Source organism: Archangium violaceum (assembly GCF_016859125.1).
GTDB lineage: Bacteria > Myxococcota > Myxococcia > Myxococcales > Myxococcaceae > Archangium > Archangium violaceum_A.
The window spans coordinates 979,205-994,106 of the sequence record NZ_CP069338.1 but is presented as its reverse complement, the minus strand read 5'-3'; the positions used below and the strand labels follow the sequence as shown (position 1 = coordinate 994,106).

Below are 14,902 nucleotides of genomic sequence, written 5' to 3'. Positions count from 1 at the left end.
GGGTACAGGGCTCAACGGTTCGTCAGGGACGCGGGTGGTCGAAGAAGAAGCGCCACATTTCCCGGGTCGCGTCGAGGTCCTGCGTGGTGTAGCCGAGGTGCGGCGGAACGAGCCCTCCAGGCCAGGTATGGCCGCCGCCCAGCACGGTGCAGAGCGTGACGGACGTGTTCTGACCGCACGTGTCGTACGTTTCGCAGGAGCTGTCGCCCTGTGCGTAGGTGTTGACGGTGTTGCCGGCGCAGAGGTTCCGTCGCGCCCAGCGCTCCACCGACTCGCGCGCGGACGGGTAGGGACCGCCGAAGAGGATGTTGGCTCCGCCCTCGTAGAGGATGGTCCGATCGTCCGTGCCGTGGAAGTGCATCACCGAGACCGGGCGCACGGGCTCACAGGGGGAGTAGCCCTCCATTCCGGCCACGGGCGCGATGGCCGCGAACTGCCCCGCGCGCTCGCAGGCGAGCCGGTAGGAGAAGAAGCCTCCGTTGGACAGGCCGGTGGCGTAGATGCGCTTCGTGTCCAGGCACACGCGCGTGTCCAGCTCCGCGAGCATCGCGTCCACGAAGCTCACGTCGTCCACGCGGGAGATCTGCGCCGGTCCACAGCACACGCCCGCGTTCCAACTGCGCGTGTCCTCGTAGCGGGGATCCGTGGTGCCGGTGATCTCCATCTGGTTCAGGCCACGGGGATACACCGCGATGAATCCCTGGGCATTGGCCTGCTCGGACATCCGGCTCAGTCCCTCCTGCTCCTGTTCGTTGGAGCCGAAGCCGTGGAAGGAGAACACCGCGGGGGTGGGCTTCGTCGGGTCATAGCCCGTGGGAACGACGACGCGGTAGAGCCGGGTGCGCCCCTGGTGCGTGAGGGTCCAATCGTAGGTGCCGGCGCCCACGGTGAGCCCGGTGCACGAGGTGCGCTCCGGGAGTGGCGCGGGGGCAGGGGCCGAAGGGGGCCCATAGTCCGGGAGCTGAGGGGGCGGCGTGGTCTCCGGCTCGGAGTCGGAACAGGCCGCGGCGGTGAGCAACAGCGCGGCGGCGCTGAGTGCGTTCAGTGGAAAGGGGCGAGCGTTCATGACGCCATCAGCTCTAATGATCCGGGACGCACGCGTCAGCGAGTGATGCCGCCTTCCGCGGGAATCGAGTCGCCAGTGAACGCTTCTGCTCGTCGACATCGTTCACCCGTCCCGCATGGACGAGCACCTGACAGAACGCGCCTTCCTGGCACGGCCGCGAACGGTTCGGTCCGGTACCCTTCCGTCCCATGAATCCGTCACGCATCGAGCTGGGTGAGCTCGCGGTGGACTTCGTTCGCGAGGGGGGAGTTCCGTATGCCGTGTTGCTTCCGCCCGGTTACGACTCGGGGGGGCCGTACCCGCTCGTGCTCTTCCTGTACGGGGGGGGCGGCTCACGGCAGTCGCTCGTCGAGGCCAGGCCGGTGTTCGAGCAGTGCTGGAGCGCGGGCAGCGCACCGCCGGTGGTGCTGGCGTGCGCGACGGTGGGCGAGTTCAGCTACTACCTCGACCATCCGGACGGCCGTTATCGCTGGGAGAGCTTCTTCGCCGAGGACTTCCCGCGGCATCTGCGCGCCACGTACAAGGTCCGGCCCGAGCGGACCTCCACGGCGCTCCTGGGCATGTCGATGGGCGGGTACGGGAGCCTGAAGATCGCGTTCAAGCATCCCGAGACCTTCGGAGCGGTCGCTGCACTCGCACCGATAACGGAGCCGGGTTTTCGCGCGGCGGACGCGGGCGAGCGCAACCACCTCTACTTCGTCGGAGGGGGTCCGGAGGAGCTCGTCGGGCCGAAGCGGAACCCCGCGCTCTTCGAGGCGAACAATCCGGCCGTACGCGCTCGGGACAACGCGCGGGCCATCCTCGAGCATGGCCTGGCGATCTACCTGGAAGCGGGAGACGCGGACGCGCTCAACGCGCATGATGTCGCGGAGTTCATCCACCGGGTGCTCTGGGACCTCGACATCTCGCACGAGTACCACCTGGTGCGCGGCGCGGATCACGTGGGGCCCTCGGTGGTGCCGCGTCTCCGGGAGGCGTTCGTGTGGCTCGGAGCGGAGCTGCGTCGCGCGGAGGGGGGCGAGGTCCAGGAGGATGCCGCGATTCGCGCGCTGCGTACCCACCTCGAGGGAGCGAGGGCCGCGGCGGCCGAGCGAGACCCCACCACGCTCCGCAGGTTCGGCGTGCTTCCCTCCAGCCATTAATCAATGGCTTCTACGCGAGCAAAACCCGTCCGTCGTGCAGTTGGGCCATGAATTCAGTGAAGCTATTGGCCACGGGGTAGATGAACATCTCCACGGTGACGAGGACGACCTTGGGTTGGTCCGGCGATGTCCGGTAATCGAAGCACAGGTACTCGCCACCAGGAGTGCTGGCGAAAGGGTAGATCCCATCGGGGACATGCGGCTTCACTATTTCGTGGGCGCGCATCACGGAATAGATGTCCCACTTCTCGTCTTCGGCGATCGTCAGGAGCACACCAACGACATTGGTCCCCCTGCCAACATTGAAGACAGCGGGATGGGGAGTCGTACCCTGATATCGGGCAACCGTTTCCTTATAAGCACTGGGGAATGTGATTCCCAGCTCATGCTCGATTCGTTCGATCTCCTGGTGAGTGGCAGGATGGAGTTCATCCCAGACGTAGGGGACCCACTGGAGTGACATCGTCAATATCCTCCGCCCCAGATGGCCATCCCTCCAGTGTGGGGTCGTGAGAGGCGGTGTGTTTCCTCTTGCACGAGCTGCATTCTGCAGACGTCTTGATGATGGTGCCAGAGGTATCCCCTTGGTGCTCTGTCCAAAGTCAGCAGTTGATCGACGTCCATTTGTCTCAATCCGAGTTCCTTGGTCAGGCCTGGGTCCGACTTGAGCGAGTCGAAGAGCCTTCGGTTTGCTGCCCTTATGTGCAGCTCCGGCCGTCCACTGCCAATGTGAGCGTCGTCTAGAATGGTCTCGAACTTCGTTTCGAACTCGGGGAACCCATTCTTGTCGAAGCGGAGGGTGTTCTCGCCATTCGTGACGGTCTGTCCGGCACGGTTGCGGCCCAGGTTCGGGATGGGATTGGGCGGGGTTCTCGTGCCTGGATGGGGCAGGATCTTCCCGTCCTCGGTGAACCTGGGTTTCCTCCACGGCTCGATGAATTTCAGCCGGTACTTGTCTGACTCTCTGACCTGGGCCGCTTTACCGGGCGAAGCCTTGCTTCCGCCATCGTTCGTGCTCTGGGAGGCCATGGCGAGGGCCCCCGGAGCCAGCGTCAGGGTGAGGCTGGCCTGGCCCACCGCCACCTGCCGCACCTGCCCCACCGCGGTCAGCCGTATGCCCAGCTGCATCTTGGCGGTGGCGGCCGCTTGCGTGTAACCGGGCAGCCCCGGCGGTCCCATCATCTGGTTCGTCGTCGAGCCCAGGGCCATCGTCGCCAGCATCACCAGCAGGCGTCCCGCTTGCGCTCCCATCACCCGGCCGAAACGCTCGCCCGCCTCTCGCACCTCGGCGAAGGTGCGTGCCCGCTCCGTCTCCCGCTCCAACCGCGCCCAGCCCTCCAGCAGGCTCCACACCGTGTCCAGTCCCAGATACGCCACCATGAAGCAGGTGAAGGTGATGGCCGCTGTCTGTGTCACGGGATTGGGGAGCACCAGCATCGCCAGGTAGCCCGCCATGGCGGACATCACCAGGGATTGCAGGGCCACCGGATCCACCATGTCCGTCCACACTCCCACGGCTCCCTCCCACACCGAGCCCAGGGAAATGGACAGCGCCAGCGTGCGTCGTGCCTCGGGCCCCAGGGAGCGGCCGTTGCCCAGCAGGGACAGGCAGTCGCCCGGGGTTCCCCGGCGATCGCACCAGCCGTGATAGCTCCGCGTCATCGCCGCCCGCTCGTCCTCTTGTCCGGACCGGCCCCAGGAGATGAGCGTCAGCCGCTGCCGGGGCGGGGTGGGGAGCTCCAACCCGACCACCAGCCTCGCCAGGGTGGCCTCGAACAAGGCCTCGGTGACTTCCACGGGCGCTCGACGCGGAGGGGTGAACGTCCGTGGCGCTCCTTCTCCCGTTTCCAGGCGGACCTGGATGTGGGGGCCACGGGGGGCTTGCTCGGAGGTGGGGACCGTGGTGGGTCGTCCTCCGTCCGTTGCGCAGGCCGCCAGCAGCAGCGCCACCAGCGCGCCGTGCATGCGCATCATGTCGGCACCAGATTGGTGAAGAGTGGCGTGAGTGTAGCCTCCGCGGCGCTCCACCGAGCGCTCATCCGCCAGGCGAGCACTCGTCCGAGCAGGCTCTGTTGACGCATTGTGTCAAGGTGCCTACCCATACGGCATGGACGCCATCGCTCTTCTGAAACAGGACCATGCAGTCATCCAGAAACTGTTCAAGCGTTACGAGACGCTCAAACACCGAGGTGACACGGAAAAGAAGCAGGAGATCGCCAGGCGGGTCATCCTGGAGCTCTCCATCCACGCCGCCATCGAGGAGCAGATCTTCTATCCCTCCGTGAAGGTCCATGACTCACGGTGGGTCGCGCGGATCGACAAGGCCCTCGAGGAGCACCGGGTCGCCAAGTGGGAGCTCGCCGCGCTCCAGAAGATGGACCCGCGGGACTCGCGGTTCGACGCCAGGTTCGCCGTGCTGGTGCAGAACATGCTGCACCACATCGAGGAGGAGGAGAACGAGCTGTTCCCCAGCCTGCGCCGTGCGTTCGCGCAGGAGGAGCTCGACTCCATGGCGGACGCGCTCGCACTTGCGAAGCGGGCCGTGCCGACGCGTCCGCACCCACGGCTTCCGGACGAGCCTCCGGGCAATCTGGTGATGCCGCTGGTGGCTGTCGTCGATCGGAGCCGGGACCTCGTCACCGAGCTGGTGGAGCGGGGCCTGGCCTGGGTGCGGCAACTCGCCCAGGACGGACGCGAGCGCACGCAGGATCTGGAGATGGAGGCGCGGCGCTGGACGTACGAGGCCCCGGGCCAGGCGCTGAAGGCCTCCAGCGATATGCTCGAGGAGACCCAGGACGTGGCGCGCGACGCGACCCGGCGTGCCCGGCGCGTGGCGGAGGATGCGGCGAATGATGTCGCCAACCGGGTGGCGGAGGTGGTCGAGGGTGAGCCACGTCGCAAGGCCTCGGGCACCCGCCGCTCGACGACGGCCCGGGTGGGAAGGCTGCAGGGAAGCGTGACCCTCCAGACGAGCCCCGCCGCCGGAAGGACCGCGCGTCAACGCTCGGGCGGGAAGTCCTCCAAGGCCTCGAAGCGGACGAGCAGCCAGGCCAAGGCCTCGAAGCGTTCCTGAGCGAGGCCCGCTTCACCCCAGGGCCCTCCCGGGGTGCTGGAGCGCCTCACCGCGGGTCGTGAGGACGGGAGGCGGTCTTCCGTCACCGGGTCGTTGCGCACCGCGTTGTGGACTGGACGTGGGGGCGTCCTTTTCCCGCCGTGGTGCGCCATGGGGCGAGGGGAGTGCTAACCTGCGGACAGGTCGGCGTATGGGGCGGGAGCGCTGACGTCGGAAATGGTGACGCAGTCGCAACAGTCCGGAGGGACGGGTGGGCACGCTCCTGAAAGGCGGAATCGTCGTCGAGCTCGAGCCAGCATGTGTCGAGCGGGTGGACCTGCGCATCGAGGGTGAGCGCATCGTGGCCCGGGGTCCCGACCTGCGGGCGGCCCCGGACGACGAGGTCATCGCGCTCTCGGGCAAGCTGGTCTTCCCGGGCCTGGTGAGCTCGCACCAGCGGCTCCACGCGAGCCTGGGCCGCGGCATGCCCCGGCCCAAGCTGGAGGGCTACCAGGAGTTGATGGAGAAGGTGCGCTGGCGCTACGAGGACGCGCTGGACCTGGACGCGGTGCAGGTGGCCGCGACCGCGGGCGGCCTCGAGGCGCTCCAGTGCGGCACCACCACGCTCTTCGACCTGCACTCCTCGCCCAAGGCGGTGCAGGGCTCGCTGCTGCGGGTGGGGCGCGCGCTGCACGAGGTGGGCGTGCGTGGGGTGCTCGCCTACGCGGTGACGGACAGACGGGGCGCGGTGGGGCGCGAGGAGGGGCTGGAGGAGACGGTGGCCTTCACGCGCAAGGCGCGTGGCCGGCTGCGCGGGCAGGTGGGCTCGGCGCCGCTCTTCACCGTGGGCAAGGAGGCCCTGGAGGGGCTGGCCGAGGCCGTGAAGAGCACCAACTCGGGGCTGCACGTGCCGCTGGCGGAGGATCCGCTGGACGAGAAGCTGTCCACGGAGCGTTTTGGCGCCTCGCCGGTGACGCGGCTGGTGGACGGTGGGCTGCTGTCGCCGCAGACGCTGCTGGCGCACGTGGGGCACCTGTCGTGGCCGGAGCTGGCGCAGTTGCTGCCCACGGGCGCGTGGCTGGCGCACACGCCGCGCTCGAACATGGAGGCCGAGGTGGGCTACGCGCCGGCGCTCAAGTTCGGCCACCGGGCCACGCTGGGCGCGGACAGCGTGAGCGCGGACATGTTCGCCGAGGCGCAGGCGGCCTGGTTGCGCTCGCGTGACGCGGGGCAGCCCATCGACGTGCTGCGCTACCTGGCCAATGGGCAACGTCTGGCCTCGCAGGCCTTCGGGGCGCAGGTGGGGATGATGCGCGAGGGGGCGCTGGCGGACCTGCTCCTCATGGACTACCAGCCCGCCACCCCGCTCACGGCGGAGAACCTGGCCTGGCACGTGGTGTTCGGCCTGGGCTCGCGCCACGTGGAGTCGGTGATGGTGGACGGCGTGTGGCGCGTGTGGGCGCGCCGGCCCCTGTCGGTGAATCCGTCCGTGGTGGCGGAGCAGTCACGCGAGGCCGCGGCGGCCGTGTGGGCTCGCATGGGCGAGAAGTGATAGCCTTTCGCGCATGCTCATTCCCACGCTCGTAGCGGGCTTCCTCGCGGGAGCCTCCCCCCAGGTCGGGGACGTCGCGCCGGACTTCACGGTGGAGGACACCGCCGGCAAGTCGTACACGCTGTCGGAGATGGTGAAGCAGGGCCCGGTCATCCTGGCCTTCTTCCCCAAGGCCTTCACAGGTGGTTGAACGCGCGAGCTCTCGGCGTACCGGGATCGGTACGCGGACATCGAGAAGCTCAACGGCCAGGTCCTGGCCGTCAGTACGGATGACAAGGAAACGTTGGCGAAGTTCAAGGAGTCGTTGAAGGCGCAGTTCCCGTTCATTCCGGATCCGGACGCGAAGCTGACGAACCTCTATGAGGTGAAGACGCCGGTGTTGAAGCTGGCCAATCGCTACACGTTCGTGATTGGCGAGGAGCGCAAGGTCCTCAAGGTGGAGTCCGGCAAGGACGCCATCGATCCGAATGGGGCGATCGTATCCTGTCCCCTCCGCAAGCCGAAGACGGACGCGGCGGAGAAGGACGCGGGCAAGAGCCCGGAGCCCAGGAAGTAGCGTGTGCCGGGTCGAAGGGGACCGGGGCCGTTGGGTTCCGGTCCCCCTCGCCCTCGCGCCGGTCGCTTCCGGCGCCGTGCCGGACCCGGGCAAGGACGTTTTCACGTCACGGGAGTGACCTGTCGGGTACCGGGCAGTGGAAGCGTTGACGGGTGGGCAGCGGAGGGGGGGCTCCGTTCAGCAGCCGCTGCTTGGGGGGTCCCCCCGCCTGTTACAGGCACACGGGTGTGTTACCGCCTGTATCCATGCGCGACCGCTCATCGTCCCTCCCTACCGTGCCCGCGCGCCCGAGCGCAGCCGGGGAGGTGCGTCGCGTGCTCATGACCACCGGCACCTCCGGTGGCGTGTGGACGTACGCACTGGAGTTGAGTCGGGCGCTGGGCCGTCGGGGAGTGGCGGTGACGTTGGCCACGATGGGAGCCCCCCTCACTCCGGCGCGCTGGGCCGAGGCGCTGGAGGTGCCGGGGCTCTCCATCGAGCAGAGCTCCTGGAGGCTCGAGGGACCCGAGGCCACCTGGGAGGACATGGAGGCGGCGGGGGAGTGGCTGTTGGAGCTGGAGGAGCGGCTCGCGCCGGACGTGGTGCACCTCAATGGCTACCGCCATGGCGCGTTGCCCTGGAGGCGTCCGCCGCTGGTGGTGGCCCACGACTGTCCGCTCTCCTGGTGGGAGGCGGTGAAGGGGGAGCGGGCCGTGGAGGAGGACGTGCGCTACCGCTGGGAGGTGACGCGGGGCCTGCGCGCCGCGGGCCACGTGGTGGCTCCCACCGTCTTCATGCGGGAGGCCCTGGAGCGGCACTACGGGCCCCTGGGCCCGGCCAGCGTCATCCCCCACGCGCGCCGCCACGAGGACTTCCCGCCCGCCCGGGTGCGCGAGCCCTTCATCCTCGCCACGGGCCGGCTGTGGGACGAGGCGCGCAACCTGGAGGTGCTGGAGACGGTGGCGCCGCGGCTGAACTGGCCGGTCCTCGTGGCCGGTGAGCTCCTGCACCCCGATGGGGGCGAGGTGCGCGCGCGCTACGTGCGCCCGCTGGGGAGACTGCCTCGCCGGGAGCTCGCCGGGTACATGGGCCGGGCCTCCCTCTATGTCATGCCCGCTCGCTACGAGCCCTTCGGCCCGGCGGCGTTGGAAGCCGCGCTCGCCGGGTGTGCGCTGGTGTTGGGTGACATCCCCTCCCTGCGCGAGGTGTGGGAGGACGCGGCCGTCTTCGTTCCACCCGACGACACGGACATGCTCACGCGGGCCCTGCGGCGGCTGGTGTCGGATCCCGTGCTGTGTAGCCGGATGTCAACCCTTGCACGGACGCGTGCATTGGAGTTCTCCCCGGATCGCATGGCCAGTGCCTACCTTGGGATCTACGCCCACCAGGATCGTGTATCCGGGGGGGCGTCCTCCGCCCAGCCCCAGCTGGCGCGGGCGACCTGACCGGGGAGTGTTGGCCGGTAAGCATTGCCAGGGGAACCGGGCGTGAGGCCGGGCTGAGGGACCGGTCGAGGGAGAGGATTTCAGATGAGCAGCCACGGACTTCGGATCGCCTTCTTCGGCGCGAGCCTCGTCTCCGCCTGGTGGAACGGGGCCGCCATGTACTACCGGGGACTGCTCCGGGCGCTGCATGCACGTGGACACCGCATCACGTTCTACGAGCCAGCCCTGCCCGAGCGGCAGCGCCACCGGGACCTTCCGGTGGCTCCGGACTTCGCGACGGTGGTGATGTACTCGGCCGAGGGGACGCAGGGGTTGGAGCGGTGCCTGGAGGACGCCCGGAGCGCGGACGTGGTGGTGAAGGCCAGCGGTGTGGGCATCTTCGACGAGTGGTTGAACGCCCGGGTGCTGGAGCTCAAGTCCGGTACCACGCAGGTGGTGTATTGGGACCTGGACGCTCCGGTCACCCTGGAGCGGATGGCGGCCAACCCGGAGGATCCCTTCCTGGCGCTCGTGCCGGGCTACGACCGCGTCTTCACGCAGGGCGGTGGGGACGCGGTGGTGCTGGCCTACCGCGACTTCGGGGCGCGCGAGTGCATTCCCGTGTACAGCGCGGTGGATCCGGACGCGCACCACCCGGTGGGACCGGAGCCGCGCTTCGACTGTGACCTGGTCTTCATGGACGACCGGCTGCCGGACCTGGAGCGGCGCGTGGAGTCCTATTTCATGCGTGCCGCGGACCTGTTGCCGGACAAGCGCTTCCTGCTGGGCGGCGACGGCTGGGGTGCGCGGTCCCGGCCCGCCAACATGGGCTACCTGGGCCCCGTCCCGCTCCGGGAGCACAACGCCGTGCGGGTGAGCGCGCGTTCGGTGCTCGACGTCAGCCGCGACGGCATGGCGCGCTTCGGCTTCTCTCCGGCCCCGCGTCTGCTCGAGGCGGCGGCCGCGGGCGCGTGTCTGATCACCGACGCCTGGGAGGGCATCGAGCTCTTCCTGGAGCCGGGGCGCGAGTGTCTGGTGGCGCAGGATGGCCTGGAGGTGGCCGAGGCGGTGCTGTGCCTCACGGACGAAGGGGTGCGCCAGCTGGGAGAGGCGGCGCGCCGCCGGGTCCTGGCCGAGCACACGTACGCGCACCGGGCCCTGCTGGTGGAGCAGGCCCTGGGCCACGTGCCGGGGCCGGGCGCCATGAGGGCGTCCGTGGCTTGAGCCGAACCCCGGGGGGATGGGTCGTCCGCATGCCTGTCCTCCTCCGGGCTGTACGGAAATGACCTGCCCGGGCGAATTCCCGCTCTTCCGCATGGGTTGCGCCTAGCATTCGCCCCCCGTTTTCGAGACAACGCAGCGGGGTCGTTCGGAATCCCATGGCCAAGGCACCCAGGAAGAACCCCGAGGGGCGTCGAGCTGCCCGCTCCGGGGATGAGCGGGCGGCCTTGCTGCGGCGTGTGTCCGAATTGGAGGAGCGCGAGGCCCATGCCCGGCAGATCCTCCAGAGGGTGGGTGTCTCCATCTGGGAGGAGGACTTCTCCCGGGTCCAGGAGGCGCTGAGCGCGCTGCGGCGTCAGGGTGTCCAGGATGTGCGCGCCTACTGCGTCGAGCACCTGGACTTCGTCCGCCAGGCGGTGGGCCAGGTGAACGTGGTGAACGTCAACGACACCACGTTGCGGATGTTCCACGCCTCCAGCCGGGAGGAGCTGAGCGGCTCGCTGGAGCGCATCTTCCTGCCGGAGACGCTGACGGTCTTCGCCGAGCAGTTGGCCGCGCTGGCCGAGGGCCGCCCCTCGCTCCAGGCGGAGACGGTGGTGCGGACGTTGGACGGTCAGCGCCTCGATGTGTTCTTCACCTTCACCTGGGACGCGGTGGTGGGGCGGGCGGACCGGGTGCTGGTGACGCTCATGGACATCAGCGAGCGCAAGGCGGCCGAGCGTGCCCTCCAGGAGAGCGAGACGCGCTTCCGCAACATGGCGGACCACGCGCCGGTGATGATGAGGGTGACGGACGCGAGGGGCGAGACCACCTACCTCAACCAGCAGTGGTACGACTTCACCGGCCAGACGGAGGCGACGGCGCTGGGGTTGGGGTGGCTGAACGCCCTCCACCCGGATGACGTCGCGTCGACGCAGGCCGTCTTCCTCGACGCCCATACACGGCGCGCGGCCTTCCAGCTGGACTACAGGCTGCGCCGCGTGGACGGCGAGTACCGCTGGGCCATCGACGCGGCATCCCCCCGCTTCGGGCCGGGTGGCGAGTTCCTCGGTTACATCGGCTCGGTCATCGACATCACCGAGCGGCGCCGGCGCGAGGATCTCCTGCGCTTCCTGGTGGAGACGGGCACGACGCTGGCCTCCTCCCTGGACGGCGCGGCGACGCTCACCTCCCTGGCGCGCCTCGCCGTCCCCACGCTGGCCGACTGGTGCCTGGTGGACCTGGTGGAGGAGGACGGCTCGGTGCGCCGGGTGGAGGTGGCGGTGGCGGATCCGGCGGATGCGCCCCTGGCCGAGGAGGTCCGCCGCTTCCCGGCCCGGATGGATGGCAACCCCGCCCACCCTCCGACGACGGCGCTGCGCGAGGGGCGCTCGGTGCTGCTGCCGAAGGTGGAGCTCACGCGCCTCCTCTCCCTGGCGCACGGCGAGGAGCATGCCCGGGCGATGGCGGCTGCCCGCCCCATCTCCGTGATGGCCGTCCCCCTGATGGCCCGCGGGCGCACCCTGGGGGTCCTCACCTTCCTCTTCACCGCGCACTCGGGGCGGCACTACGGCACGGCGGAGCTCGCGGCGGCGGAGGACCTCGCCCGGCGCGCGGCGCTCACGGCGGACAACGCGCGGCTCTACAGGGACGCGCAGCGCGCGGTGCGGCTGCGCGACGAGTTCCTCTCCATCGCCAGTCACGAGCTGAAGACGCCCCTCACGCCCCTGTCGCTCAAGCTGCAGGTGCTCGTGCGCGAGGTCCAGGCGCGCTGTGAGGCGCCGCTGGCCCAGCGCCTGCTCGGGCACCTGGATGCGTGCCGTCATCAGGTGAAGCGGCTGTCGGAGCTGGTGCACGGCCTGCTCGACGTGACGCATCTGAGCGAGGGACAGCTGAACCTCGAGCGGGAGCAGGTGGACCTGGTGGTGTTGGTGCGGGAGGTGGCCGCGCGCCTCGAGTCCCAGGCGGAGCGGACCGGGAGCCCCTTGATGCTGGAGGCGGATGGGCCGGTGGTGGGGGAGTGGGACAGGCTGCGGCTCGAGCAGGTGGTCTCCCATCTGCTCTCCAACGCCGTCAAATACGGGGCCGGTCACCCCGTGTCCGTCCGCGTCCAGGCCGCCGGAGCGCGTGCCCGTCTGGTGGTGAGGGATCAGGGCATCGGCATGGAGCCGCACATGCTGGCGCGCATCTTCGACAAGTTCGAGCGGGGCGTGTCGGAGCGGCACTACGGTGGGCTGGGGCTGGGGCTCTACGTGACGCGGCAGACCCTCCAGGCCATGGGGGGCACGGTCTCCGTGGAGAGCGCCCCGGGCAAGGGGGCCACCTTCACGGTGGAGCTGCCCCTGCGGCAGTCGGCTGGCGCGTCCTGAGTCAGCCCGCCAGGGACGGTGCCTCGGGGCGGGGGGCGGCCTCGAGAGGGCCCCGCTTCTTGCGCTCGAGGTACCAGCGGCGGAAGGCCAGCGTGGCCCGGTCCGTCGCCACGCTGCGCTCCTGGGACACCGGGGGCACCTCGGAGGGGGCGCTCGATTCCACCGAGGCCCTGTCCTCGCGCAGGACGCTCCGGGTGAAGGCGTCGAGCACGGCCGCGAAGGGCTGGAACCTCAGGAAGTCGCGCGCGGTCACCTGGAGCATCCGCGTGTGGTGCGCGTCCACCGGGATGCACCACATGTGCAGGCGCAGGAGCCGGTCCGGGATGGGCACGGTCAGGCACATGCCGTTGGGCCGCATCCAGTCCAGGTCCGCTTCGGCGGGACCGCCCTCCAGGCGCCACGAGGTGCGGAAGCCCGTGGGCGTGGGGCTCACCTCCATCTCCATCTTCGAGTCCTTCGTGATCCGCCGGCGCACGCCCATGCCGATGGTGCGCCGGTGCACGAAGGGCAGGTGCGGCGCGTCCAGCATGTTCTCCATCGGCCGCGTCCAATGGGCCTTCCACGTCTCGGCGTACATGTGCACGCGCACGCCCTTGCGCTCCAGCGCCTCGGGGAAGGGTGGCTCCTCCGGCGCCTCGGCGCCCGGACGCGTGTAGAGCCAGATGAGGCCGCCGCGCTCGCGCACGGGGAAGGCGGTGGCGGAGAAGCGCCGTCGCTTCTCCTCGGGCATGGGGTTGAGCGGGATGTGCGAGCACGCCCCTCCCGCCGCGAAGCGCCACCCGTGGAAGGGGCACTCCAGGCACCCGTCCTCGCCCACCTTCCCCAGGGACAGCTTCACGCCCCGGTGAGGGCACTGGTCGTGCAGCGCCGACACCCGGCCCTCGTTGTCCCGGAAGAGCACGATGCGCTCCGAGGCCAGCGTCAGCCCGAGGGGGTTCCTACCGACCTCCCGGGACATCGCCACCGGTGTCCACACGTCCGCGAAGCCCTCCTTGGCGAAACCGTCCAGCATTGCGCTCCTCCTGCCCGTACCGGCCTGGGATAGAATATCCTGGTTCGTCTATTCAATTTCAAGCCGGAGATTCAGCGGCATGTAGGCAGACCCCTCGGGACGGTGGATTTCCTACTCCACACGGGTTACTCAGAGGGCATGGCCCGGGTGAAGGGGAGCCGCAACGCGGACTACGAGAAGGAGCGGGGGCGCCTGCTGGAGGCGGTTCGCGTGCGCCTGCTCGCGGCGGATGGGGCCCAGGCGAGCTTCCGGCAGCTCGCCGAGGTGGCCGGGGTGAGCGTGGCCACGCTGCGGCACTACTTCGGCTCGCGAGAGGCCCTGCTGGCGGAAGTCATGGTGGACATGCACCGGCTCGGCATGCCGCGGCTGCTCTCCGTGGCCATGGAGGTCCAGGGCCCGGTGCGCGAGTCGCTCCGGTGGTTCCTCCAGTCACTCGCCAAGGGGTGGCGCGTGGGCTCGGTGGGGGCGGTGCACGCCTTCGGGCTCACCGCGGGCATGGGCCACGAGATGCTGGGGCCGGTGTACGTGAAGGAGTTGCTGGAGCCCACGCTCCAGGCGGCGGAGGCGCGCCTGTCCCGTCACATCGCGGACGGGGAGCTGCGGCACTGCGACGTGCGCCATGCCGCGCTGGAGCTGGTGTGCCCGGTGGTGCTCGGGCTGCTGCACCAGGTGCAGCTCTCGGGGGCGAGCTGCCGGCCGCTGGACGTGGATCGCTTCCTGGAGGACCACCTGGAGACGTTCCTCCGCGCCCATGCCGTGCCCCCCGCCCCCGGGTGAGGGCCCATGGAGAGGGCGCCGCCTCGGTTCCCGCTGATAGCTCCGTCCTATCAGGGCGATGGAGAAGTTGTATTGGTGCTATCAGGCTCCGGAGCGCATCTTTCCATCCGTGAGAGGCCGGCGTGTGTCGGCTGTCGAAGGATTGGGAGGAAGCTCATGACCGCTGCAGCCCTTGCTGGATTGGGATCGGGTGCGTTCCACGCCGTCTCCGGCCCGGACCACCTGCTGAGCCTGGCGCCGCTCTCCGTCGGAGGTGGCCGGAGGGCCTGGCGCGTGGGGCTGCTGTGGGGCATGGGTCATGCGCTCGGCACGCTGGTGTGCGCGGCGGCGGTGGTGCTGGTGGCCGCGGCGTTGGAGCTCGAGGTGCTGCGCTCGTGGGGAGATCGTCTGGCGGGGGGCGCGCTGCTGGTGACCGGGGTGGTGGGCCTGCGCCGTTGGTTGCTCCATCGCTCGCCGGGTAGGGGAGCGGCCGCTTCGAGGAGGGGCGCGGCGACGGCCTGGGGCACCTTCACCATCGGCCTCATCCACGGCCTGACGGGCGCCGCGGCGGTGCTGATGCTGCTGCCGGCGGCGGTGTCCGACTCGGTGGCCTGGCAGGCGCTGTTCCTCGGGGGCTTCGTCTTCGGCAGCACGGTGGCCATGGCGGCCCTGACGGCGGCCCTGTCCGCCAGCTCGCGCGCCATGCCGAAGCCCGGGGTGCTCCTGCGCAACGTGCCCGCGGTGGCCTCGTTCGGCTCGGTGATGCTCGGGGGTTGGTGGGTGGTGGCGTAGCA

The 14,902-nt window shown here is 69.7% G+C and carries 13 protein-coding genes; 9 read left to right on the top strand and 4 right to left on the bottom strand.

From position 1 onward, the window contains the following. Window positions 1-22: 22 nt before the first annotated feature. Window positions 23-1,066 (bottom strand): extracellular catalytic domain type 1 short-chain-length polyhydroxyalkanoate depolymerase, encoded by a 1,044-nt coding sequence (locus tag JQX13_RS04320; RefSeq protein ID WP_203407808.1) that lies wholly within the window; start codon window positions 1,064-1,066, stop codon window positions 23-25. 188 nt (window positions 1,067-1,254) lie between these two features. Between JQX13_RS04320 and JQX13_RS04315 the strand changes: the two genes are divergently transcribed. Next, window positions 1,255-2,208, top strand: coding sequence for an alpha/beta hydrolase (locus JQX13_RS04315; protein ID WP_203407807.1), 954 nt, complete (start codon window positions 1,255-1,257; stop codon window positions 2,206-2,208). Window positions 2,209-2,218: 10 nt separating this feature from the next. Here the strand turns inward: JQX13_RS04315 and JQX13_RS04310 are convergent, their stop codons facing one another. Further along, window positions 2,219-2,671, bottom strand: a complete 453-nt coding sequence (locus JQX13_RS04310) for an SMI1/KNR4 family protein (RefSeq protein WP_203407806.1) — start codon at window positions 2,669-2,671, stop codon at window positions 2,219-2,221. A gap of 2 nt (window positions 2,672-2,673) precedes the next feature. Then, the gene (locus JQX13_RS04305) at window positions 2,674-4,179 is read right to left on the bottom strand and encodes an HNH endonuclease (protein ID WP_430384198.1); all 1,506 of its coding nucleotides are present in this window, start codon (window positions 4,177-4,179) and stop codon (window positions 2,674-2,676) included. A gap of 136 nt (window positions 4,180-4,315) precedes the next feature. On the opposite strand from JQX13_RS04305, the gene JQX13_RS04300 reads away from it, so the two are divergent. The 6 genes from JQX13_RS04300 to JQX13_RS04275 all read left to right on the top strand — a co-directional run bounded on the left by JQX13_RS04300 (window position 4,316) and on the right by JQX13_RS04275 (window position 12,340). Then, window positions 4,316-5,281: a hemerythrin domain-containing protein gene (locus JQX13_RS04300; RefSeq protein WP_203407804.1), complete on the top strand. Its 966-nt coding sequence runs from the start codon at window positions 4,316-4,318 to the stop codon at window positions 5,279-5,281. Window positions 5,282-5,531: 250 nt separating this feature from the next. Further along, window positions 5,532-6,812 carry an amidohydrolase family protein gene (locus JQX13_RS04295; RefSeq protein WP_203407803.1) on the top strand — a complete coding sequence of 427 codons (1,281 nt, stop codon included), beginning with the start codon at window positions 5,532-5,534 and terminating at the stop codon, window positions 6,810-6,812. Window positions 6,813-6,825: 13 nt separating this feature from the next. Further along, on the top strand, window positions 6,826-7,368 hold the full coding sequence (locus tag JQX13_RS04290) for a peroxiredoxin (RefSeq protein WP_203407802.1): 543 nt from the start codon (window positions 6,826-6,828) through the stop codon (window positions 7,366-7,368). 320 nt (window positions 7,369-7,688) lie between these two features. Beyond that, window positions 7,689-8,792, top strand: coding sequence for a glycosyltransferase family 4 protein (locus JQX13_RS04285; protein ID WP_203411869.1), 1,104 nt, complete (start codon window positions 7,689-7,691; stop codon window positions 8,790-8,792). An 84-nt stretch (window positions 8,793-8,876) separates the two neighbouring features. Next, on the top strand, window positions 8,877-9,995 hold the full coding sequence (locus tag JQX13_RS04280) for a CgeB family protein (RefSeq protein ID WP_203407801.1): 1,119 nt from the start codon (window positions 8,877-8,879) through the stop codon (window positions 9,993-9,995). 224 nt (window positions 9,996-10,219) lie between these two features. Then, entirely contained in the window at window positions 10,220-12,340 is a 2,121-nt protein-coding gene (locus JQX13_RS04275; protein WP_203407800.1) for a PAS domain-containing sensor histidine kinase, read from the top strand. A 1-nt stretch (window position 12,341) separates the two neighbouring features. Here the strand turns inward: JQX13_RS04275 and JQX13_RS04270 are convergent, their stop codons facing one another. Further along, window positions 12,342-13,352, bottom strand: a complete 1,011-nt coding sequence (locus JQX13_RS04270) for an aromatic ring-hydroxylating oxygenase subunit alpha (protein WP_203407799.1) — start codon at window positions 13,350-13,352, stop codon at window positions 12,342-12,344. 138 nt (window positions 13,353-13,490) lie between these two features. Between JQX13_RS04270 and JQX13_RS04265 the strand changes: the two genes are divergently transcribed. After that, window positions 13,491-14,129 (top strand): TetR/AcrR family transcriptional regulator, encoded by a 639-nt coding sequence (locus tag JQX13_RS04265; protein WP_203407798.1) that lies wholly within the window; start codon window positions 13,491-13,493, stop codon window positions 14,127-14,129. A gap of 156 nt (window positions 14,130-14,285) precedes the next feature. Further along, on the top strand, window positions 14,286-14,900 hold the full coding sequence (locus JQX13_RS53680; protein ID WP_239014527.1) for a hypothetical protein: 615 nt from the start codon (window positions 14,286-14,288) through the stop codon (window positions 14,898-14,900). Window positions 14,901-14,902: the final 2 nt, after the last annotated feature.